The organism is Bradyrhizobium sp. ORS 278 (assembly GCF_000026145.1).
GTDB lineage: Bacteria > Pseudomonadota > Alphaproteobacteria > Rhizobiales > Xanthobacteraceae > Bradyrhizobium.
This window is the reverse complement of sequence record NC_009445.1, coordinates 1,815,690-1,833,940: the sequence shown is the minus strand read 5'-3', so window position 1 is coordinate 1,833,940 and position 18,251 is coordinate 1,815,690. Positions and strand designations below refer to the sequence as shown.

The window sequence follows — 18,251 nt, the reverse complement described above, 5'->3', positions numbered from 1 at the left end:
AAGAGAACGCGATCAGCCCGGCGCGAGCCAGGCTACGAGCAGCGAGACGGTGAGGACGGCGAAGATGTGCGAGACCAGGATCGAGCCGGAGGTGACGCCGGCTTCGAGGCCGTGGAGCTTGGCGATCGTGAACGGCCCCGAGCCGATCGGCAACGCGCTGAGGATGACCGCCGAATGCGACCACAGCGGCGGCATGGAGAAGACGTGAAACGCCAGCAGCGCCGTCACCGCCGGCTGCATCACGAGCTTCAGCGAGACGAGAATCGCAATCGACGTCGCATCGTGCGTCACCACGCGCTCCTGCGCCAGGAACAAGCCGATGCAGACCAGCGCCGCCGGCGAGGCGGCGCCGCCGAGCAAGCTTGTGAAGCTCATGAACGGCGCCGGCAGCGCGAAGCCGCTGAGGCCCACCGCGAGGCCGGCGACGGGCGCGATGAACAGCGGGCTCGTCAGCAGCGAGCGTGCGACCTTCACGACCGTCGCACCCAGAGTGGCGCCCTTCTGCAGATCCATCTCGACCACGACGATCGCGAACAGGAACAGCACGCAGGCCGTGAACAAGGTCGCGATGATCGAGGCCGGCGCGCTGTCCGGGCCGAACACCAGGAGGCACATCGGAATGCCCATGAAGCCGACATTGCTGTAACCCGCATCGAGTCCCTCGATGCTGGCGTTGGCGATGCGGCGGCCGCGCAGCCGGCTGATGACGAAGCCGGTGGCAAAGGTCGCGGCGATGCCGCCGCAGAAGGCACCGATGAAGCCGAACTGGCTGACCTGCTCGACGCCGATCTTGGACATCGCCGTGAAGATCAGTGCCGGCAGCGCCAGATAGACCGCGAAGCGGTTGAGATTGTCGGTCGCGGTGCGATCGAACACACCGAACCTGCCGCACAGGAACCCCGTGAGGATCAGCGCGAAGATGGGAAGAGCGGAGTTGAGAACGGCCTGCATCGCAGCTATCTATCAGACCGCACCACATCGCAACCACTCACCTTACGAAAACCGCTTCTTCAGCTCGCGGTGCAGGATCTTGCCGGTGGCATTGCGCGGCATCTCGCTGTCGGTGATGAATGCGTAGCTGCGCGGCCGCTTGAAGCCGGCGAGACGCTCCTTGGCCCAGTCGACCAGCTCGCACTCCTTCACCGTCGTGCCGTCGCGCGGCACGATCACGGCATGAACGCGCTCGCCCCATTTGTCGTCGGGCAGGCCGACCACCGCGATGTCCTTCACGCCGGGATGCGCGCCGACCAGCGCCTCGACCTCTGACGGATAAATGTTCTCGCCGCCGGAGATGATCATGTTGCTCTTGCGGTCGGCGAGGTGGATGTAGCCGTCGGCGTCGCGGCGCGCCATGTCGCCGACCGAGCAATAGTCGCCGCGGAACGCCTCCTTGGTCTTTTCAGGCAGGCGCCAGTAGCAGTCGAAGGTGTGCGCGTTGGAGGAATAGAGCTCGCCCGCCTCGCCGTCCGGCACCTCGTTGCCGGCTTCATCGAGGATGCGGATCGGCGCGGCGCCGACGCATTCGCGCCCCACGGAGCCGAGCTTGGTGAACTGCTCATGCGGATGCAGCATGGTCACCCAGCCTGTCTCGGTTGCGCCGTAGAGCTCGTAGAGGCCCGACTTCGGGAACATCTCCATCACCTCGCGCTTGGTCTCCGGGCGTGCCGGGGCCGAGGAGATCATCAGCTTGGTGACCGCGCTGAAATCGTGCTGCGTCCGGATCGCGCGCGGCAGATCGAGCATCATGATGTAGTGCGTCGGCACCAGCGAGGTGAAGGTCGAGCCGCCGTCGGCGAGCGTCGTCACCGCGTGCTCGGGATCAAAACTCTTGCGCGAATAGATCGAGTTGACCCCGCCGACATAGCCGAAGGCACCGAAGAAGTTCAGCGAGTTGGCATGGCACATCGGCATCACCAGGAGCGCGCCGTCATTGCGGCTCAGTTTCAGCTCGATCTCGGTGACCATCGACAGCAGCACGGCGCTGCGATGGCTGCGCAGCACGCCCTTCGGCTTGCCGGTCGTGCCCGAGGTGTACATCAAGGTCCAGGGATCGGACAGCGCAACCTGCTGGTCCGGCTCGCGCGACGCCGCCTGTGCGATGATGTCCTCATAGCCGCGATAACCCGCTGGACGCGGCTTGGTGCCGAAATGGATGAAGCGATCGGCCGCAATGCCGAGATCCTTGCGCGCCTCCTCGACGAGGCCGATGAGATCGTCCTGCACGATGATGGCAGACGCTTCGGCGTTCTGGACGATGAACTGCACCTCCGGCGCAGTGAGGCGGAAATTGATCGGCAGCGCGACGAGGCCGGCCTTGGCCGTGGCCGCATAGATCTCGCACCACTCGACGCAGTTGTAGGCCAGGATCGCGACGCGGTCGCCCTTGGCGAGGCCAAGTCCGAGCAGCGCGTTGGCGAGCCGGCAGGCGCGATCGTTCCAGAGCGAAAAGCTCATCGCGCGCTCGAGGTCGCGGGCGCCGGTGCGCTCCGGCGACATGCGCGCGTGAGCCGATAGCATCTGGCCGAAATTCAAGAGATCCCTCATGGTCGTTCCCCTCACCTCTTGATATGCCGAAGGATCAGTGCAAAAGGCCGATCGAGAACCACGGCACCGCCGCGATCACGATCGTGCCGATCAGCAGCGCCAGAGTGTAGCCGAGCATCGGCCTGATCCCCATATCCGGATGAATCCGGCTGATCGCGCACGCGGCGTAGTAGCCGACACCGAACGGCGGCGCGAACAGGCCGATGCCCATCGCCAGGATCACCACCATCGCGTAATGCACCTCGTGGATGCCGATCTGCTTGGCGATCGGAAACAGCAGCGGGCCGAACAGCACGATCGCCGGGATGCCTTCGAGCACGCTGCCGAGCACGATGAAGGCCGCGATGGTGACAGCCAGGAACATCGGCGCGCCACCCGGCAGATTGGTCATGAAGCGCGCCAGCGCGGTGGAAAAGCCGGACTGCGTCAGCGCCCAGGCCATGCCGGTGGCGGCGCCGATGATCAGCAGGATCGCGCCTGACAGCGCCGCGGTCTCGATCAGCATCGATGCCAGCCGGCGCCAGTCGAAGCGGCGATACAGCAGGAGGCCACACAGTGCGGAGTAGACGATGCCGATGGTCGAGACTTCGGTCGCGGTCGCGACGCCGCCGACCACGGCAGCGCGGATGATGAAAGGCAGCGCCACAGCCGGGAGCGCGATGACGAAGCTCTTCGCGATCATGCCCAGGCTGGCCTTGCTGACATGCGACAGGTCCTCGCCGCGATAGCGCTGCCAGACCACGACGCACAGCATGAAGGCGAGCACCAGGCCAGGCAGCAGGCCGCCGGTGAACAGCGCCGCGATCGACACGCCGGTGACCGAGCCGATCGTGATGAGCACGAGACTCGGCGGGATGGTCTCGGTCTGCGCACCGGTCGCCGACAACAGCGCCACGAGATCGCCGGGCTTGGCGCCGCGCTTGACCATTTCCGGAAACAGCACCGGCGCGACCGCGGCCATGTCGGCGGCCTTGGAGCCGGAAATGCCGGAGACGAGATACATCGCTGCGACCAGCACATATTGCAGGCCGCCGCGGACATGGCCGAGCAGGCTCGCGAGGAAGCCGACCATCGCCCGCGCCATGCCGGTCATCTCGATCAGGAGGCCGAGGAAGACGAACAGCGGCACAGAGAGCAGAATGAGATGGCTCATGCCCTCGTCCATGCGGCCGATCACCACCGTCGACGGCGTGTTCGTGGTCAAGGTGATGTAGGCGAAGGTGGCGAGGCCGAAGGCGAAGGCGATCGGCACGGCGGCGAACACCAGGAGCGCGACAAGGCCGACGAAGAAGATCAGGAGATTGAGGTTGCCGAGCGGGATCAGCGCCGGCCCAAGGAGATACAAGCCAATGCCGATCGCGCCGATCAGCAGCGCGGCGCCGCCGACCAGCTTCCATTCGCCGAGCGTGCACAGCCGCAGCACGGCCATGACCAGCATGATGCCGAGCCCGGTCGGCAGCGCCGCCGCGCGCCAAAGGTTGGACAATTCCAGCGCCGGCGTGGTGATGATCGCTTCGTCGGCGGCGAACTCATAGGCGGGATCGATGACGAGGATGAGGAAGGCGAGCGGGGCGGCGATCGCGAGCACATCGAGGAACGACTGCATCTGGCTCGACAGCCGTCCAACAGCCGCCGTCATGCGCATGTGCTCGCCGCGCTGGAACGCGACGGCGGCCCCGAGCATGGCGAGCCACAGAAAGAGGATGCCGGCGAGCTCGTCCGACCAGATCAGCGGCTTGTGGAAGACGTAGCGGGCGCAGACGCCCGCGAACAGCACGCCGATCTCGGCGACGACGAGCAGCGCCGCCGCGGTCGAGACGACCGCGCCGAGCGCCCGCTCGAGCACGCGTGCGATGGACGCGTGCCCGGTTGCGGGAAGGACGGCTGCACTGGAGTGGTCAACGAGCTGCATGGTCATGGCCCGACATCCGCAACCGGGGTTGAGGTCAGCTGATATTGCCAGCGTAGCGCTGCAGCAGCGACCACGCCTCGTCGCCGAACTTGGCCTTGGCGTCCTTGTAGAAGCTGGTCTTGGCGAGCGTCGCCTGGAACAGCTCGGCATCGGTCCTGTTGAAGGTCAGGCCCTTGCCTTCCAGGCTCTTCTGCAGGTCGGCATTGGCCTGGACGATGTCGGCGCGTTGCTTCTTGGCGGCCGCATTGAACGTCGTCTGCAACAGCTTCTGCACGTCCTGCGGGATCGTCTTCCAGATCTTGCCGCTCGACAGCAGCCAGAAGCCGTCCCAGCTGTGATTGGTCAGCGAGCAGAACTTCTGCACCTCGTAGAACTTGGCCGACTCGATCAATGCCAGCGGGTTCTCCTGGCCATCGGCGATCTTGGTCTGCAGTGCAGAATAGGCCTCACTCAAGGGCACGCTGATCGGCGAGGCGCCAAAGGCGGAGAACATGGAGACCCACAGCGGCACGACCGGCACACGGATCTTGAAGTTGGCGAGATCGGCCGGCGTGTTGATCGGCTTGGTGCTGGTTGTGATCTGCCGAAAGCCGTTGTCCCAGACGCTCTCGAAGGGGACCAGCCCGACCTTCTCGATGTTGCGTCGGATGAAGCCGCCGACCTCGCCGTCCATCGCCGCCCACACCTTGTCGTAGCTGGTGAAGGCGAAGCCGACGCCGGTGAGCGATGCGGTCGGGATCAAGGTCGACATCACGGTGCCCGGCATGGTTGCGAGCTCGAGCGCGCCGGAGCGCAACTGAGTCATCATGTCGCTGTCGCTGCCGAGTTGATTGTTCGGAAACAGGCTGATCTCGACCTGCCCCTTGGTCTCCGCGGTGATCGTGTCGACCGCCTCGCGCAGCCGCACATTGACCGAGTGGGCGGCCGGCAGATCGTTGCCGAATTTCAGCTTGAGTGGCGCGGACTGCGCCAGAACGGCGGGGGTTTTCAAGACATAGCCAGCGGCGGCGGCGCCGGCAGCAATGGTCAACAACGCGCGACGGCTGACCTTGAGCATGGCCTCTCTCCCATATGGATCGCATTCTCGCGACTTCTGATGAATTCGTATTCGGAATTCGAATTCAAAGCAAGTGGATTTTCTCGAGGACCTAAAACGTGAGAGGACGGCCCGAAAACGGTCCAAATACCTAACCGTCACACCAGATGTGTCGTCCCGGGCAAGCCGCCAACGCGTCAGTTGTTAGCGAGCGCCGACCCAGGACCTACTCCGCGGCCGTCGTGGCATCGGGAAGTCGGTCGACCATCGTGCCACGCGCATCCTCCTGGGGTTATGGGTCGCGGATCGGCGCGCGCGTTGCGCGCTCGTCCGGGACGACTGCGGAGGGTGGCGGAGCAATCAACGAGTTAGGCTCATCCCACTAATAAGCCTAGATTCAAGGCAGGTAATTCGTGTGTAATGCCAAGCAGAAGTGGTGGCAGCGCAAACGAAGAGCTCTGAATAGAACCATGGAGGGGTGGAGCGGCGGACCGCCCCACCCTGCTTGTGTGTGCTAGGCCTTCATCGCCGCCTTCACCGCCTCCGCCGTGATCGGCAGCGACCGCAGCCGGGCGCCGCAGGCGTTGTAGATGGCGTTGCCGAGCGCAGGCGCGACCACGGTCACCGCGGGCTCGCCGACGCCGGTCGCCTTCTCGCCATTGGCGATCACGGCGATCGCGACCTCCGGCACCTGACTCATGCGCAGCGGCGTGTAGCTGTCGAAGTTGGTCTGCTCGATGCCGCCGTCCTTCAGCGTCGCCTTCTCGTACATCGCCAGCGACAGGCCCCACAGCGCCGCGCCCTCGACCTGGGCGCGGATGTTGTCGGGATGCACCTGCGTGCCGACATCGGTCGCCACGGTGAGCTTCTTCACCGTGACCGCGCCGTTGTCGGCGACCGCGACATGGGCGACGCACGCCGTCCAGCTCGCGGTCGCGCGCTCCTGCGACGACACGCAGGCGACGCCCATGCCCTCGCCCTTCGGCAGCTTCTTGGCGCCATAGCCTGACAGGCCCATCGCCGCGAGCAGCGTGTTGCACAGCCGCTGCGCGCCGCCATCGTTCTTGCCCTTGCCGTCGAGCAGCGCGATGCGGAACTGGGCCGGGTCCTGACCCGACGCGGCCGCGATCTCGTCGATCATGCTCTCGACCGCCCAGAACGTCCAACCCGGCGCCACCGAGCGGAGCTGCCCCGACGGCGTCGCATTATGCGCGAGCTCGTTCTTGATCGCGCGCACATGATGGTTGGGCACGGTGTAGAAGAAGTCGGCGCCGTTGACCGTGAACGAGTCCAGCGGGCCCTTCTTGTCGACCGAGGGCGTCAGGAAGTCCGGGATGCCCCAGCGCGCCGTCGGCCAGGCCGAGACGACGTCGTGGCTGAGCGCGATCAGCTTGCCGTCGCTGTCGAGCCCCGCCTTGACCTTCTGGTAGGTGAGCGGCCGCGAGTAGTCCATCGTCATGTCGTTCTCGCGGGAGTAGATCACCTTGACCGGCTTGCCGACGGCCTTGGCCGCCTGCACCGCCGGCACCATCATGTCGGCATCGAGCCTGCGGCCGAAGCCGCCGCCGAGCCAGGCCTGGTGCATCACGACATATTTCGGGTCGATCCCGGCGGCACCGGCCGCGATCGCGCCGGAGCGGGTCGCGAACTGGTTGCCGGAGTAGATGTGCAGGATGTCGCCCTTGAACTCGGCGGTCGCGTTCATCGGCTCCAGCGGCGCGTGGATGTTGATGCTGGTGGTGTACTCCGCCTCCAGCACCTTGGCCGCACCGGACAGCGCGGCCGTGGCATCGCCGTCCTTGACGAAGAACTGTCCGGAGTCATCCTGGGCCTGAAGCGTCTTGGCCTCGGCGAGGATGCTCGCGGTGCTGACATTGGCGTACGGGCCGTTGTCGTAGCTGATCTTCAGCGCATCCGCCGCCTTCCTGGCATTGGCATAGGTGTTGGCAACTGCGACCACCCACCCTGACGTGGAGCCGGTCTTGTCATCGAGCGTGACCGCCTTGATGAAGCCCGGGACCTTCTTGGCCTCCGAGTCATCCACCGACTTCACTGTCGCGCCGAAACGGACCGGTGGCGTGACCACCTTGCCGTAGACCATGCCCGGCAGCATCGTATCGATGCCGTACTTCGCGGTGCCGTTGGTCTTCGACGGGATGTCGAGCTGCGGCACCGAGACGCCGATCATGGTGTATTGATCGGGCGTCTTCAGCGTGATCGCCTTGAGCTCGTCGGGCGTGAAGCTCTTGGTGATCTTGCCGCTCTTGACGATCTCGGCATAGCTCATCTGCTTCTTGGTCTTCGGATGCATCACGACGCCGTCGCGCACCACGAGCTCCTTGGCCGGCACGCCCATCGCGGTCGCAGCGGCTTCGGTGAGCGCGATGCGTCCGGCAGCGCCGGCGCGGCTCATGGCGTCGAAGTTCATCATCGTGCTCCAGCTGCCGCCGGTGATCTGGGCGCCGAGCACGGGGTCGTTGAACTTCGGATCGTTGGAGGCGAGCTGGACGCGCATGTCCTTCCAGGCCGCCCCGAGCTCCTCGCAGATGATCTGCGCCATGGTGGAGGCAATGTGCTGGCCCATGTCGGCCTTGCCGCAGGTCACGGTGACCAGACCATCGGGTGCGATCGAGTACCACACGGTCGGCTCGAAGGCCGAGGGCGTGGTCGCGGCGAGCGCGGAATCGGCGAGGCCGGCATAGCCGAGCACGAGGCCGGTGGCGGCGGTGCCGACCAGGAAGGAGCGGCGGCTGAGATCAGGGCTGTGGCTGGCGATGCGCTCGCCCGCGGCGTTCTTCACATGTGTATTCATGTGGGGCTCCGCTCGTTCGAGGTGGTGTTGGACGCGGTGCGCATTTCTGCCGCCGCGCGCGAAATGGCCTTCTGGATCCGCGAATAGGTCATGCAGCGGCAGAGATTGCCGTCCATATGCGCTGTGATCTCCTCCTTGCTCGGGCTCGTCGTCTTGGCGAGCAGCGAGGCCGCCTGCATGATCTGTCCCGATTGGCAGTAGCCGCATTGCGGCACCTGCTCGGCGATCCACGCCTTCTGCAAGGGATGATCGCCCTTGTCCGAAAGGCCCTCGATGGTGGTGATCTTCTTGTTCGTGACGTCGCCGAGCATGGTCTGGCACGACCGCACCGCTTCGCCCTCGACGTGAACAGTGCAGGCGCCGCACAGTCCGGCACCGCAGCCGAACTTGGTGCCGGTCATCTGCAAGTCCTCGCGGATGACCCACAACAGCGGCGTGTCGTTCGCCGCGTCGACAGAGACATCTCTGCCGTTGATACTGAGTTTCGCCATTGCCAAGAACCTCCTTACGGGACGGATTTGCTCTGCAGCGAACGCCCATCGGCGTTCCGGCTGATCTCGGCCGCGCGGCGCCCCATTGCCCGCGCGCTGTCCGAACGGTGAATGTCCAGCTCAGTTCGTGGCAGCGACAACAAGGGTTGCGATCGCTGCCACGGCCATCTGGGATCGGCTCTTATCAGCTCCTGCGCTCGGCCTTCCGGCTCGCGCAGGCATACATGTTGATTTCCATGCCGACGGGGACTTCGACGATCTTGGGGGCAGTCCAGCTCATGCTCGTTCTCCCGGAGAGGATGATCATCGCCGCAACCGACGGCCACCTGCGTCTCCGGCAACTCTCCGCACCCGGCGATGGCAGGCTCGACCCACATGTGCCTCGCCCGCGGAGCGAGACATGATTTCGATTAGTTCGTCTGCTTCGTGATCCGGACCAGCGTCTGGTCGACGAAGCTCTTGGCATCCTGGTCCGGCCTGCGGAACAGCTCGCGCTCGACCGTCAGGGTCCGTCCAGGCACGGCCTTCTTGCAGACCTCGCGCAGGAACACGCCGCCCACCGGCTGTTCGTTCGCGGTCGGCTGCTGCTCCTTGCAATCCCAGCCCTCGGCCCCGTAGCGAGACTTCACCTGGTTGCCGAGCAGGAACGCCTTCTTGCGGATATAAAGTCGCGCCTTCGGATCGGTCTCGATATTGAGCCCGAATACCGTGGCCTTGTCGTCGATGACGGCCGTGAGCAGCACGGGATGGCCGGCCACTTTGGTGCCGTCCTGGCTGGTGTCCGGATCGAACTCGAAGTGGACCGCGCGACGCCCCTGTTCATCGGCGGGACAGTCGCGCCAGCCCGACCACGCATCGAGCTTGCGATCGGGATCCTTCACGCAGCTCAGATTGACGTAGCCCTCGTTCGGCAGATCCCCGACAGGCATGCCGACGGTGATGTCGCGCAGATCGTAGTTCGGCACGGCCTGCGCGGAGGCCGCAGGCATCACGGCTGTCAGCAGGAACGTGACGCAGAATGCAGTGCAGGTTGAGCGTTTCATTTCGATGGCTCGCTTGCAGGCTGGGTCGCATTGGCCTTGTAGATGTCGCAGACCCGCGACGTGTTGCCGAAGAAGGTCGTGCACTCATCATAATTGGGCTCGCCGCGACCCTTGATGTGCGCGAGCACGTAGTCTGCGACCGCCTCGATATCGTTGGGGCGCAGGAAGGTGCCGCCCTCGGGCGGCATGCGCTCACCGACCTCCTGGCGGCTCATGCCGTAGCACTTGGTCGTGTCATAGGAGCCGCGCGCAAAGTACGGCATGCCCGTGCCGGGCCGCCCGCAGGTCACGGTTTCGATGATGTGCTCGCGGCTCAGCTCGGTCTTGCGCAGCGACAGCGCGTCGCCGCCATAGCCGCCACCGCCATTGCCGTGCCATTTGTGGCAGCCGACGCAGTTCGCGCGCTTGAACACCGCCTTGCCGGCGTCAGTCGGATCGGACGGAGCCGCGGACTGCGCCGACGCGACCGACGCCGAGACGAGAACGAAGCCCAAGGCCAAGGCGGACGTGATCGCACTGAATTTCATCTGATCTACTTGCCGAATGGGGAAAAGGAAGGAGCGGAGGCAACGCCTCCGCTCCTTGATCTGCTTACAACGAGAAGACGTAGAGCATCGAGCCGGGCTGGATCTTCTTCAGCTCGGGCGTGGATTCGATGAACCACTTGTCCCAGGCACCACCGAGACCGACGAGGATCGCGATGTACTGCTTGCCGTCGACCGAGAAGGTCACGGGAGGCGCGTTGACGCCGCCGCCGGTGTTGAACTCCCACAGCTTCTGCAGCGTCTTGGCATCGAGCGCCATCACCTCGCCCGAGGGCTGGCCGGTGAAGACGAGATCAGGCGTCGACAGCATGCCGCCGAGGTTCGGGAACGGCGTCTCCATCTTGCCGGCGATCTTGCCGGTGGTGACGTCGATCGCGGTCACGCTGCCCGTGATCTTGAACGGCTGGCTCGGTCCGCCGCCGGTCCAGAACTCGCGCGCCTTGAGCTTGTCCTTGGTGGCTTCCTCGACGGTGATCCGGTTGCAGCTCTCGATCACCGGGATGTACCAGAGCTTCAGGTCCGGATTGTACGAGGTTGGCGGCCAGTTCTTGCCGCCCATGTTGCCGGGGCAGATGTCCGCGATCTTGTTCTCGCGATGCGGCGTGACCGATGCATTGTAGCGCTGCACCGGGTTCTTCGGATCGTACTCGATCGGCTTGCCGGTCTCGGGATCGAGTCCCTTGGTCCAGGTCACCTTCTTGACGAACGGAAGGCCCCACAGGAACTTGCCGTTGGTGCGGTCGATCGCATAGGCGAAGCCGTTGCGGTCGGCCTCGAGTGCGAGCTTCTGGGTCTGGCCGTTCGGCGTGGGGACATCGACAAGAACGTTCTCCGCGACGCTGTCATAGTCGTAGGGATCGTTCGGCGTGTGCTGATAGTGCCACTTGATCTTGCCGGTGTTGGCATCGAGCGCCAGCGAGCTGTCGGTGTAGAGGTTGTCGCCCGGACGATAGGCGTTGTCCCAGTCCGGACCGGGGTTGCCGACGCCCCAGATGATGGTGTCGGTTGCCGGATCGTAGGTGCCGGTCACCCAGGTCGAGCCGCCGCCGGCAGCGGCCGCGTCGTTGCTGTCCTTCCAGGTCTCGCTGCCTGGCTCGCCCTTCGCCGGAATGGTGTGGGTGCGCCAGACCTCCTTCTGCGTGGTGAGATCGGTCGCGGCGATCCAGCCGCGGATACCATATTCGGCACCGGCGACACCGGACACCGCCATGTTCTTCACGATCAGCGGCGCGCCGGTGATGACCTCGCCCTTGTCGGGATCGGCGACCTGGCGCTGCCAGGCGACCTGCCCGGTTTCCTTGTTGGTTGCGATCAGGCGGCCGTCGAGCGTGTGCGAGATGACGAGATTGCCCCACAGCGCGACGCCGCGATTGTCGACGCCGCAGCAGGCGATCGCGCCGGCCCAGTCGTGATCCGTCTTCGGATCCATCTTCCAGACCAGCTGGCCTTTGCCACCGCGCGCGTCGATCTTGTACACCGAGCCCCAGCCGTCGGTGACATAGATCATGCCGTTCTCGACGATCGGCGTGCCCTCGAGACCGCCATGGCTCCAGATGCCGCCGCCCTCGACGCCGCCGAGATGCATCGTCCAGGCAACCTTGAGGTTCTTGACGGTGTCCTTGTTGATCTCCTTCAGCGTGGAGAAACGCGTGCCGGAATAGTTCTTGTGGTGATGAAGCCAGTTGCCGGCTTCCTTCTCGGCATTGAGCAGCCGCTCCGGCGTCATCTCGTCAGCGGCGCGCGCCGGCGATGCGAGGTTGAGGCATGCAAAGGCGGCGCTGGCGAGCAGCACCGTACGCAAGGCGGTCCTGACGTGTTTCCTCATCGTTTCCTTCTCCCATCTTTGATTATGAGTACGAACGAACACCGCTCCGCCGGTCAGCGAAGGGTAGCAGGCGACAAACAGGCTTTACGGGGACTTGCGAACCTCGACCTCCGTTTCGATGGATCCTGCCTTCTGGAAAACGATCGTGCAGGTGAAGCGCTTGCCCGGCTCGAGCGGCTCGCGGGTCTGCAGCAGCATCACGTGATAGGCGGTCGGCAGCAGCACCAGCGTGCCGCCCGCGGCGATCGGAATGTTGGGAATGGAGCGCATCGCCGGTGCACCTTCGCCGCGATCCACCGTGTGACGCTCGGAAAAATTGGCGATCGGACAGCGCACGCGCATCAGCGCCTCGGGCGATGACGTCTCGTTCCTGATCGTGAGCAACAGCGGAATGTCACGACCCACCTCGGGCGCCGCGGGAACCCAGGCGTCGGACAAGGTCAGCCCCTCGCCGGCCACCACGGGCCGCGACATCATCGCGATGGACAGGACCGAAAACGCCGCGAACAATAAGCGCGCTACAATCGGCAGACCGCCGAAGAGCGCGCTGCCCTCCGAGGGCGCCGAGCAAGACTGATCATGCTTCGAACGAGCCGGTTGATCCGACACGGACGCCCTCCCCAATATCGGAAGCCGTTTTTAGCTTGGCTTCTCATTTTTGAATTCGTACTCTGAATTCGAATTCGTCGCAAATGGATTTTTGCGCTTGGCGTGCTATTCTTCTCTAAAATGTGATGGCCCATGCGAATCGTGTCTCCCGCCCCCTCCCTGGTCGAGCAGGTCGTCGAAGCGATCACTGACGAGATCGTCAGCGGCGTGCTGACGTCCGGCTCACGGCTGATCCAGGATGATCTCGCCCAGGCTTACGGGGTTTCACGCCAGCCCGTTCAACAAGCCCTGATGCTGTTGCGCGGCTGCGGACTGGTGCAGAGCGCGCCAGGACGCGGACTGATCGTGGCACCGCTCGACCCCAGCTTCGTTCGTGATCTCTACGAGATGCGCGCCGTGCTCGAAGGTCTTGCAGCGCGGCTCGCCGCCGAGCGCGCCGGCGATCGCGCCGGACGCGAAGGGCCCGCCTACATCGCCGCAGGTCACGAAGCGCTCAAGAGCGGGTTGGTGAGCCGCAAGATCGAGACCGACATCGCCTTCCACCGGTTCTTGAGCGGACTCTCCGGCAATCCGCTGATCGACGAGACGATGGCGCCGCATTGGCCCTATCTGAAGCGTGTGATGTCCGATGTGCTGCAGAAGGAAGAAAGCATGTCGCAGACCGTCTGGGACGAGCATGAGGACATTCTGGCCGCGGTGATCGAGGGGCGCAGCGCCGATGCCGAACGCCTGAGCCGCGAGCACATCTCGCGCGCGGCGGGCGTTTTCATTCACCACCTCGAAGCGCAGCAGGGAGACCGGCCGAGGCAGCGGCGCATGCTCTCGGCACGCAAGATGCCGCTATGAGCAGACGAGCCCGCCCAGCCGAGGCAAGAGTGCAGCGCTCAGGATGCCAGCCTCACATGACGGATGAGACATGAGATCCGATTTGCTGCAGGAGGCTCCGTGCCGCCGCTGAAAACACAGCCGAACCTGACCGAACGCGTCTACCAGCAGATCCTCTCGGACATCGTCGAAGGCGAACTGCCGGAATCCGCGCGGCTGATCCAGGACGATCTTGCTCGCGACCTCGGCGTCTCGCGCCAGCCGGTGCAGCAGGCGCTTCTGCTGTTGCGCAATCAGGGCTTTGTCCGCGACGCGCCGGGGCGGGGCCTGGAAGTCGCGCCGATCGACACCGACTTCATCCGCAACCTCTACGAAATTCGCGCCGTGGCCGAGGGCCTCGCCTGCCGGCTTGCGGCGAGCCGCGGCGCCGAGCGCGCGGCCGAGCAAGGCCCCAGGCTGATCGCGGAAGGCCGCCGCGCCGAGCGCGAGCATTCGGTCGAGCAACTGATCGAGGCCGACGTCAAGTTTCACGAGTTTCTCTACCAGGTCTCCGGCAACTCGGTCATCCAGGACACGACCCAGCCGCATTGGCTGCATCTACGCCGGCTGATGGGCGAGGTGCTGATGCGCGACGAGACGCCGCGGCGGATCTGGGATCAGCATGAGGACATCCTGAACGCCGTGATCGCGGGCGATGCGCAGAGGGCCGAGGACCTCGCGCGGCAGCACATCACGCGAACAGCCACGGTGCTGCTCGCGCGGCTGTCGAAGCAGCGCGACCGCGTGCCGGTCGCGACGCCGTCCTGACCGACCGCCGGCGACGTCTCTGTCGCAGCCAGGAACTTTGCCGGCCGCTTGCACGTTCAGGCCGCAGAGAGAGCCCGGCTCTTTTGTCAGCGTCGGCAACCGCCCGCGCCAGCCGACGGATCACCCGACGTGAGCAGCAAGGCCACCGCGCCGACATTCAGCCCCGCCGCTGACATCGAGGGCGTTTCCGACCAGCAGCGGCGCGAAATCCAGGCGCAGAGCCGGCCCAACGCCGCGCTGATTCACGAGACCATTCGCGCCGAAGGCGAGAGCGAACTTGAGCGGCGCTGGTGGGCGATCCTGCTGTCGGGTTTCGCCGCAGGCCTCTCCATCAGCCTGTCGTTGATCGTGCAGGGCGAATTCCACGCCTTCGTATCCGACGAGGCGGCACGACGCCTGTTCGCGCCGCTCGGCTATACCGCAGGCTTCCTGGTGGTGGTACTCGGCCGGCAGCAGCTCTTCACCGAGAATACGCTGACGCCGATCCTGCCCCTGCTGCATCATCGCGACTTGAGGACTCTCGGCAATGTCGCTCGGCTATGGAGCCTCGTGTTGATTGCAAACGTCGCGGGGACTTGGGCCGCGGCGGCGGCGCTGGTCCATACCGATGTGTTCGAGCCGCGCATCATCGACGCCTTCGCCGAGATCAGCCGCCACACCGTCGAGGGGCCGTTCTTGACGACATTCATGCGTGCGATCTTTGCAGGCTGGCTGATCGCGCTGATGGCCTGGCTGTTGCCTGCCGTCCGCGGCGCCCGCGCCCATATCGTGATCATCATGACCTATCTGGTCGCGCTGGGACAATTCGCGCACATCGTTGCCGGGTCGGTCGAATGTGCCTTCCTGGTGATGAAGGGCCAGGCCTCGCTCGGCGACTACGCCGGAGCCTTCTTCCTCCCCACGCTGCTTGGTAATGTCGTTGGAGGCACGACGCTGGTCGCGCTGCTCAACTATGGACAGGTTGCAGCCGAGCTCGATCAGGAGTCCTGAGGCGCGGAGCGTCAGGCTGCGGGCAGAGTGAACGAGAACGTCGCGCCGCCTTCTGACTCGTTGCTGGCAGCGAGTTCGCCACCATGCTCGCGTACGATTCCGTAGCTGATCCAAAGGCCGAGGCCGGTCCCCTCGCCGACGCGTTTGGTCGTGAAGAACGGCTCGAAGATGCGACTGAGATGATCCTTGTCGATCCCCGGACCGTTGTCGGTGACCCGGAACGCGATCTCGTTGCCCTGTCGCGACGCCGCAACGACGAGGCGCGGCTGCTCGGTTATGCGCATCGCGTCGATCGCATTCTCGACCAGATTGACGATCACCTGATGCAGCTGACCTTCATTGCCGGAGATCCACAGATCCGGCTCGACCTCGATCTGAATATCGACGCGGTGCTGCTTGGTGCGGCCAGCCCACAGCACCGCCGTGTTGATCAGCCGCTCGATATTGACGCGCTGGACCTCGCCGAGCTTGGAGAACGACAGGCGGCGCAAGTTCTTGACGATTTCGCTGATGCGCACCGCGCCTTCCAGCGTTCCCTCGATCAGCGGCCCGAAATCCTCGACGATGGCATCGATGCGCAGCTCCTTGCGGAGCGCTGCGACCTCGTCGGAGACTGGCTGCTCGTGGACCGCTTCCAGATAGCCGACCAGGGCGGTCCGGTAGCGCATCAACGTGTGAACATTGCCATAGACGAAGCTGATCGGATTGTTCAATTCGTGCGCGACGCCGGCGACGAGGCGGCCGAGGCTCGCCATCTTCTCCTGCTCGACCAGCTGCCGCTGCGCCCGCTGTAGTTCCTGGTGGGCCTTGTGCAGGGCCTCGTAGGCGCGGCGCAGCTCGCCGATCGGACGTCCCGTCAGCACGACGCCGATGAAGCGGCCGCGATGGTCGTGCCGCGGCGAGCTGTTGATCGCGAACAGGTCGGAGCTCGATCCGCCGGCGGCAAAGCGCAGCTCGCCATCGACCACCTCGGCACCGCTGCGCGGCTTCAGCAGCGCCGCGAGCTTGCCGTGGTGATCGTGATCTATCATCTCGGCGATATTGCGCCCCGCGATGTCCTCGAGCGTGCGGCCCGAGGTGCGCTGAAAGGCCGAGTTGGCTTGTTGCACCGTTCCCCTGGCGTCGCACACAACGAGAATGTCCGAGACCGACTCGATGACGTTGGTGACGAAGGCCTGGGCTTCCTCGAGCTCGGCATTCTTGTGCTCAAGATCGACCTCGTAGCGCAGGAGGTCGGAATAGACCTCGTCCATCTTGCGGATGACTTCGATCCAGACGCCCTCGCGCTCGCTGTCGAATTCAAGCGCGCTACTGCTCGCGATCAGCTTCAGCAGCGTGTCCGCGCCCGATTCAGGAGAGTGCGTGGCCTTTGCCATTTTTTTTCAGATCGTATCTCGATAGTTTGTTGCGCAGTCCGACCCGGGACAGGCCAAGCTCGCTGGCCACGCGGCTGATGTTACCCTCGTATTTTTCGAGGCAGCTGACAATGATCGTCTTTTCGAGATCCTCAACCCTGTCCTTCAGGCTGCCGCTGCCGTTCAGCTTGCCGTTGACGGCGGCGGGGGCCGCGCGGCGCGCGCTGCGGCGTCCGGCGAAGGGCGGACAGCGCAGCTCGTCGGCATCGGCGAGCACGGCCATGCGCTGGATCTCGTTCTGCAGCTCGCGGACATTGCCCGGCCAATGATATTTCGAGAATTCGTCGAGCGCTGCCGGCACGAAGCGCAGATGAGGCCGGTTGAATGAGCTCTTCACCGCGGCCAGCACGCCCTCGGCGATCAGGGGAATGTCCATCGGCCGCTCGCGCAGCGATGGCATGTGCACCGGGAACGCGGCGAGCCGGTAATAGAGATCGCGGCGGAAGCGGCCGGCCTCGACCTCGGCCTCGAGATCCCTGTTGGTGGCGGCAACGACGCGGACGTCGACCTTGCGGACGCGCTGAGCACCGAGCGGCCGGATCTCGCTCTCCTGCAGAACGCGCAGCAGCTTGACCTGGAACGCCGGCGACGTCTCGCCGATCTCGTCGAGAAAGATGGTGCCGCCGTCGGCGACCTCGAACAGGCCGATCCGGTCCTGATAGGCGCCGGTGAAGGCGCCCTTCTTGCAGCCGAACAGCTCGCTCTCCAGCAGCTCGTCAGGCAGCGCGCCGCAGTTCTCGACCACGAAGGCCTTGTTGGCGCGCCCCGAGCCGTAATGAATGGCACGCGCCAGCAGCTCCTTGCCGGTGCCGGACTCGCCGGTGATCAGCACAGAGATGTCGTAGTCGGCGGCGCGACGGCCGAGCTCGATCACGTTGCGCATCGGGCTTGCGGCGGAGTGAACGATGCGGTCGAAATCGTACAGCTTCTTCGCCGCGCCGCGCTTGACGGAGACGACCTGCTTGATGTGCGCCGGCGTCGCCTTGACGTCGACGCCCGCGGTCTCCGTCTCCTTCTGCAGCCGGTAGAGCTGCACGGCCTCGCGCACGATCTCGATCAGACGGTCCGGCTGCCAGGGCTTTGTGATGTACTGATAGATGCCGGCTTCGTTGAGCCCGGCGATGATGTCCTCGGAGTCCGAGTAGCCCGAGATGATCATCCTCACGGGATCAGGCCACCGCTCGCGCACGCGCTTGAGGAAGCTGACGCCGGATTCCTGCGGCATGCGCTGGTCGCAGATCACAGCATGGACGATCTCGCCTTCGAGCAGCCTCTCGGCATCGGCCGTATTACCGGCGCACAAAACCTCGAAGTCCTGGTTAAGGACGCGGCGCAGCGCCTCCTGCGACCGGATCTCGTCGTCCACGACCAATATGGTTCCCTGGATTCCCATCACC

16 protein-coding genes are annotated in these 18,251 nt (G+C 64.9%); 3 read left to right on the top strand and 13 right to left on the bottom strand.

What is annotated here, in order from left to right; genetic code table 11:
• Positions 1 to 12 precede the first annotated feature (12 nt).
• The 11 genes from BRADO_RS08080 to BRADO_RS08030 form a co-directional block, all read right to left on the bottom strand.
• Positions 13 to 951, bottom strand: a complete 939-nt coding sequence (locus tag BRADO_RS08080) for an AEC family transporter (RefSeq protein WP_011924821.1) — start codon at positions 949 to 951, stop codon at positions 13 to 15.
• Positions 952 to 993: 42 nt separating this feature from the next.
• The gene (locus tag BRADO_RS08075) at positions 994 to 2,544 is read right to left on the bottom strand and encodes an AMP-binding protein (protein WP_011924820.1); all 1,551 of its coding nucleotides are present in this window, start codon (positions 2,542 to 2,544) and stop codon (positions 994 to 996) included.
• Between the two features lie 34 nt (positions 2,545 to 2,578).
• Positions 2,579 to 4,462, bottom strand: coding sequence for a TRAP transporter large permease subunit (locus BRADO_RS08070; RefSeq protein ID WP_011924819.1), 1,884 nt, complete (start codon positions 4,460 to 4,462; stop codon positions 2,579 to 2,581).
• A 28-nt stretch (positions 4,463 to 4,490) separates the two neighbouring features.
• Entirely contained in the window at positions 4,491 to 5,513 is a 1,023-nt protein-coding gene (locus tag BRADO_RS08065) for a TRAP transporter substrate-binding protein (protein WP_011924818.1), read from the bottom strand.
• Between the two features lie 493 nt (positions 5,514 to 6,006).
• Complete coding sequence (locus BRADO_RS08060) at positions 6,007 to 8,304, bottom strand: molybdopterin cofactor-binding domain-containing protein (protein WP_041756243.1); 2,298 nt, start codon at positions 8,302 to 8,304, stop codon at positions 6,007 to 6,009.
• Positions 8,301 to 8,795 carry a (2Fe-2S)-binding protein gene (locus BRADO_RS08055; protein ID WP_041756242.1) on the bottom strand — a complete coding sequence of 165 codons (495 nt, stop codon included), beginning with the start codon at positions 8,793 to 8,795 and terminating at the stop codon, positions 8,301 to 8,303. The genes BRADO_RS08060 and BRADO_RS08055 overlap by 4 nt, the downstream gene beginning before the upstream one ends.
• A gap of 184 nt (positions 8,796 to 8,979) precedes the next feature.
• Positions 8,980 to 9,075: a pyrroloquinoline quinone precursor peptide PqqA gene (gene pqqA, locus BRADO_RS08050; protein WP_011924815.1), complete on the bottom strand. Its 96-nt coding sequence runs from the start codon at positions 9,073 to 9,075 to the stop codon at positions 8,980 to 8,982.
• Positions 9,076 to 9,205: 130 nt separating this feature from the next.
• Positions 9,206 to 9,838 carry a hypothetical protein gene (locus BRADO_RS08045; RefSeq protein ID WP_011924814.1) on the bottom strand — a complete coding sequence of 211 codons (633 nt, stop codon included), beginning with the start codon at positions 9,836 to 9,838 and terminating at the stop codon, positions 9,206 to 9,208.
• Positions 9,835 to 10,332, bottom strand: coding sequence for a cytochrome c (locus tag BRADO_RS08040; protein WP_011924813.1), 498 nt, complete (start codon positions 10,330 to 10,332; stop codon positions 9,835 to 9,837). Before BRADO_RS08040 ends, BRADO_RS08045 begins: the two co-directional genes overlap by 4 nt.
• A gap of 97 nt (positions 10,333 to 10,429) precedes the next feature.
• Entirely contained in the window at positions 10,430 to 12,208 is a 1,779-nt protein-coding gene (locus tag BRADO_RS08035) for a PQQ-dependent dehydrogenase, methanol/ethanol family (RefSeq protein ID WP_011924812.1), read from the bottom strand.
• An 84-nt stretch (positions 12,209 to 12,292) separates the two neighbouring features.
• On the bottom strand, positions 12,293 to 12,682 hold the full coding sequence (locus BRADO_RS08030; protein ID WP_041757369.1) for a copper chaperone PCu(A)C: 390 nt from the start codon (positions 12,680 to 12,682) through the stop codon (positions 12,293 to 12,295).
• Positions 12,683 to 12,949: 267 nt separating this feature from the next.
• On the opposite strand from BRADO_RS08030, the gene BRADO_RS08025 reads away from it, so the two are divergent.
• From BRADO_RS08025 to BRADO_RS08015, 3 genes are all read left to right on the top strand, one after another.
• The gene (locus BRADO_RS08025) at positions 12,950 to 13,663 is read left to right on the top strand and encodes a GntR family transcriptional regulator (protein ID WP_011924810.1); all 714 of its coding nucleotides are present in this window, start codon (positions 12,950 to 12,952) and stop codon (positions 13,661 to 13,663) included.
• 99 nt (positions 13,664 to 13,762) lie between these two features.
• Positions 13,763 to 14,449 (top strand): GntR family transcriptional regulator, encoded by a 687-nt coding sequence (locus BRADO_RS08020; RefSeq protein ID WP_041756241.1) that lies wholly within the window; start codon positions 13,763 to 13,765, stop codon positions 14,447 to 14,449.
• A gap of 129 nt (positions 14,450 to 14,578) precedes the next feature.
• Positions 14,579 to 15,439 carry a formate/nitrite transporter family protein gene (locus BRADO_RS08015; protein WP_011924808.1) on the top strand — a complete coding sequence of 287 codons (861 nt, stop codon included), beginning with the start codon at positions 14,579 to 14,581 and terminating at the stop codon, positions 15,437 to 15,439.
• Between the two features lie 11 nt (positions 15,440 to 15,450).
• Here BRADO_RS08015 and BRADO_RS08010 read toward each other — a convergent pair whose 3' ends face one another.
• Positions 15,451 to 16,815 carry a sensor histidine kinase gene (locus BRADO_RS08010; RefSeq protein ID WP_011924807.1) on the bottom strand — a complete coding sequence of 455 codons (1,365 nt, stop codon included), beginning with the start codon at positions 16,813 to 16,815 and terminating at the stop codon, positions 15,451 to 15,453.
• Positions 16,790 to 18,247 (bottom strand): sigma-54 dependent transcriptional regulator, encoded by a 1,458-nt coding sequence (locus tag BRADO_RS08005; protein WP_011924806.1) that lies wholly within the window; start codon positions 18,245 to 18,247, stop codon positions 16,790 to 16,792. The genes BRADO_RS08010 and BRADO_RS08005 overlap by 26 nt, the downstream gene beginning before the upstream one ends.
• Positions 18,248 to 18,251: the final 4 nt, after the last annotated feature.

What these genes read in the sequence shown, in the direction of transcription:
- BRADO_RS08070 (WP_011924819.1), bottom strand. Translation starts at nt 4,462, where the DNA reads ATGACCATGCAGCTCGTTGACCACTCCAGTGCAGCCGTCCTTCCCGCA.
- BRADO_RS08010 (WP_011924807.1), bottom strand. Translation starts at nt 16,815, where the DNA reads ATGGCAAAGGCCACGCACTCTCCTGAATCGGGCGCGGACACGCTGCTG.
- BRADO_RS08025 (WP_011924810.1), top strand. Translation starts at nt 12,950, where the DNA reads ATGCGAATCGTGTCTCCCGCCCCCTCCCTGGTCGAGCAGGTCGTCGAA.
- BRADO_RS08065 (WP_011924818.1), bottom strand. Translation starts at nt 5,513, where the DNA reads ATGCTCAAGGTCAGCCGTCGCGCGTTGTTGACCATTGCTGCCGGCGCC.
- BRADO_RS08035 (WP_011924812.1), bottom strand. Translation starts at nt 12,208, where the DNA reads ATGAGGAAACACGTCAGGACCGCCTTGCGTACGGTGCTGCTCGCCAGC.
- BRADO_RS08080 (WP_011924821.1), bottom strand. Translation starts at nt 951, where the DNA reads ATGCAGGCCGTTCTCAACTCCGCTCTTCCCATCTTCGCGCTGATCCTC.
- BRADO_RS08030 (WP_041757369.1), bottom strand. Translation starts at nt 12,682, where the DNA reads ATGTCGCGGCCCGTGGTGGCCGGCGAGGGGCTGACCTTGTCCGACGCC.
- BRADO_RS08055 (WP_041756242.1), bottom strand. Translation starts at nt 8,795, where the DNA reads ATGGCGAAACTCAGTATCAACGGCAGAGATGTCTCTGTCGACGCGGCG.
- BRADO_RS08075 (WP_011924820.1), bottom strand. Translation starts at nt 2,544, where the DNA reads ATGAGGGATCTCTTGAATTTCGGCCAGATGCTATCGGCTCACGCGCGC.
- BRADO_RS08045 (WP_011924814.1), bottom strand. Translation starts at nt 9,838, where the DNA reads ATGAAACGCTCAACCTGCACTGCATTCTGCGTCACGTTCCTGCTGACA.
- BRADO_RS08060 (WP_041756243.1), bottom strand. Translation starts at nt 8,304, where the DNA reads ATGAATACACATGTGAAGAACGCCGCGGGCGAGCGCATCGCCAGCCAC.
- pqqA (WP_011924815.1), bottom strand. Translation starts at nt 9,075, where the DNA reads ATGAGCTGGACTGCCCCCAAGATCGTCGAAGTCCCCGTCGGCATGGAA.
- BRADO_RS08005 (WP_011924806.1), bottom strand. Translation starts at nt 18,247, where the DNA reads ATGGGAATCCAGGGAACCATATTGGTCGTGGACGACGAGATCCGGTCG.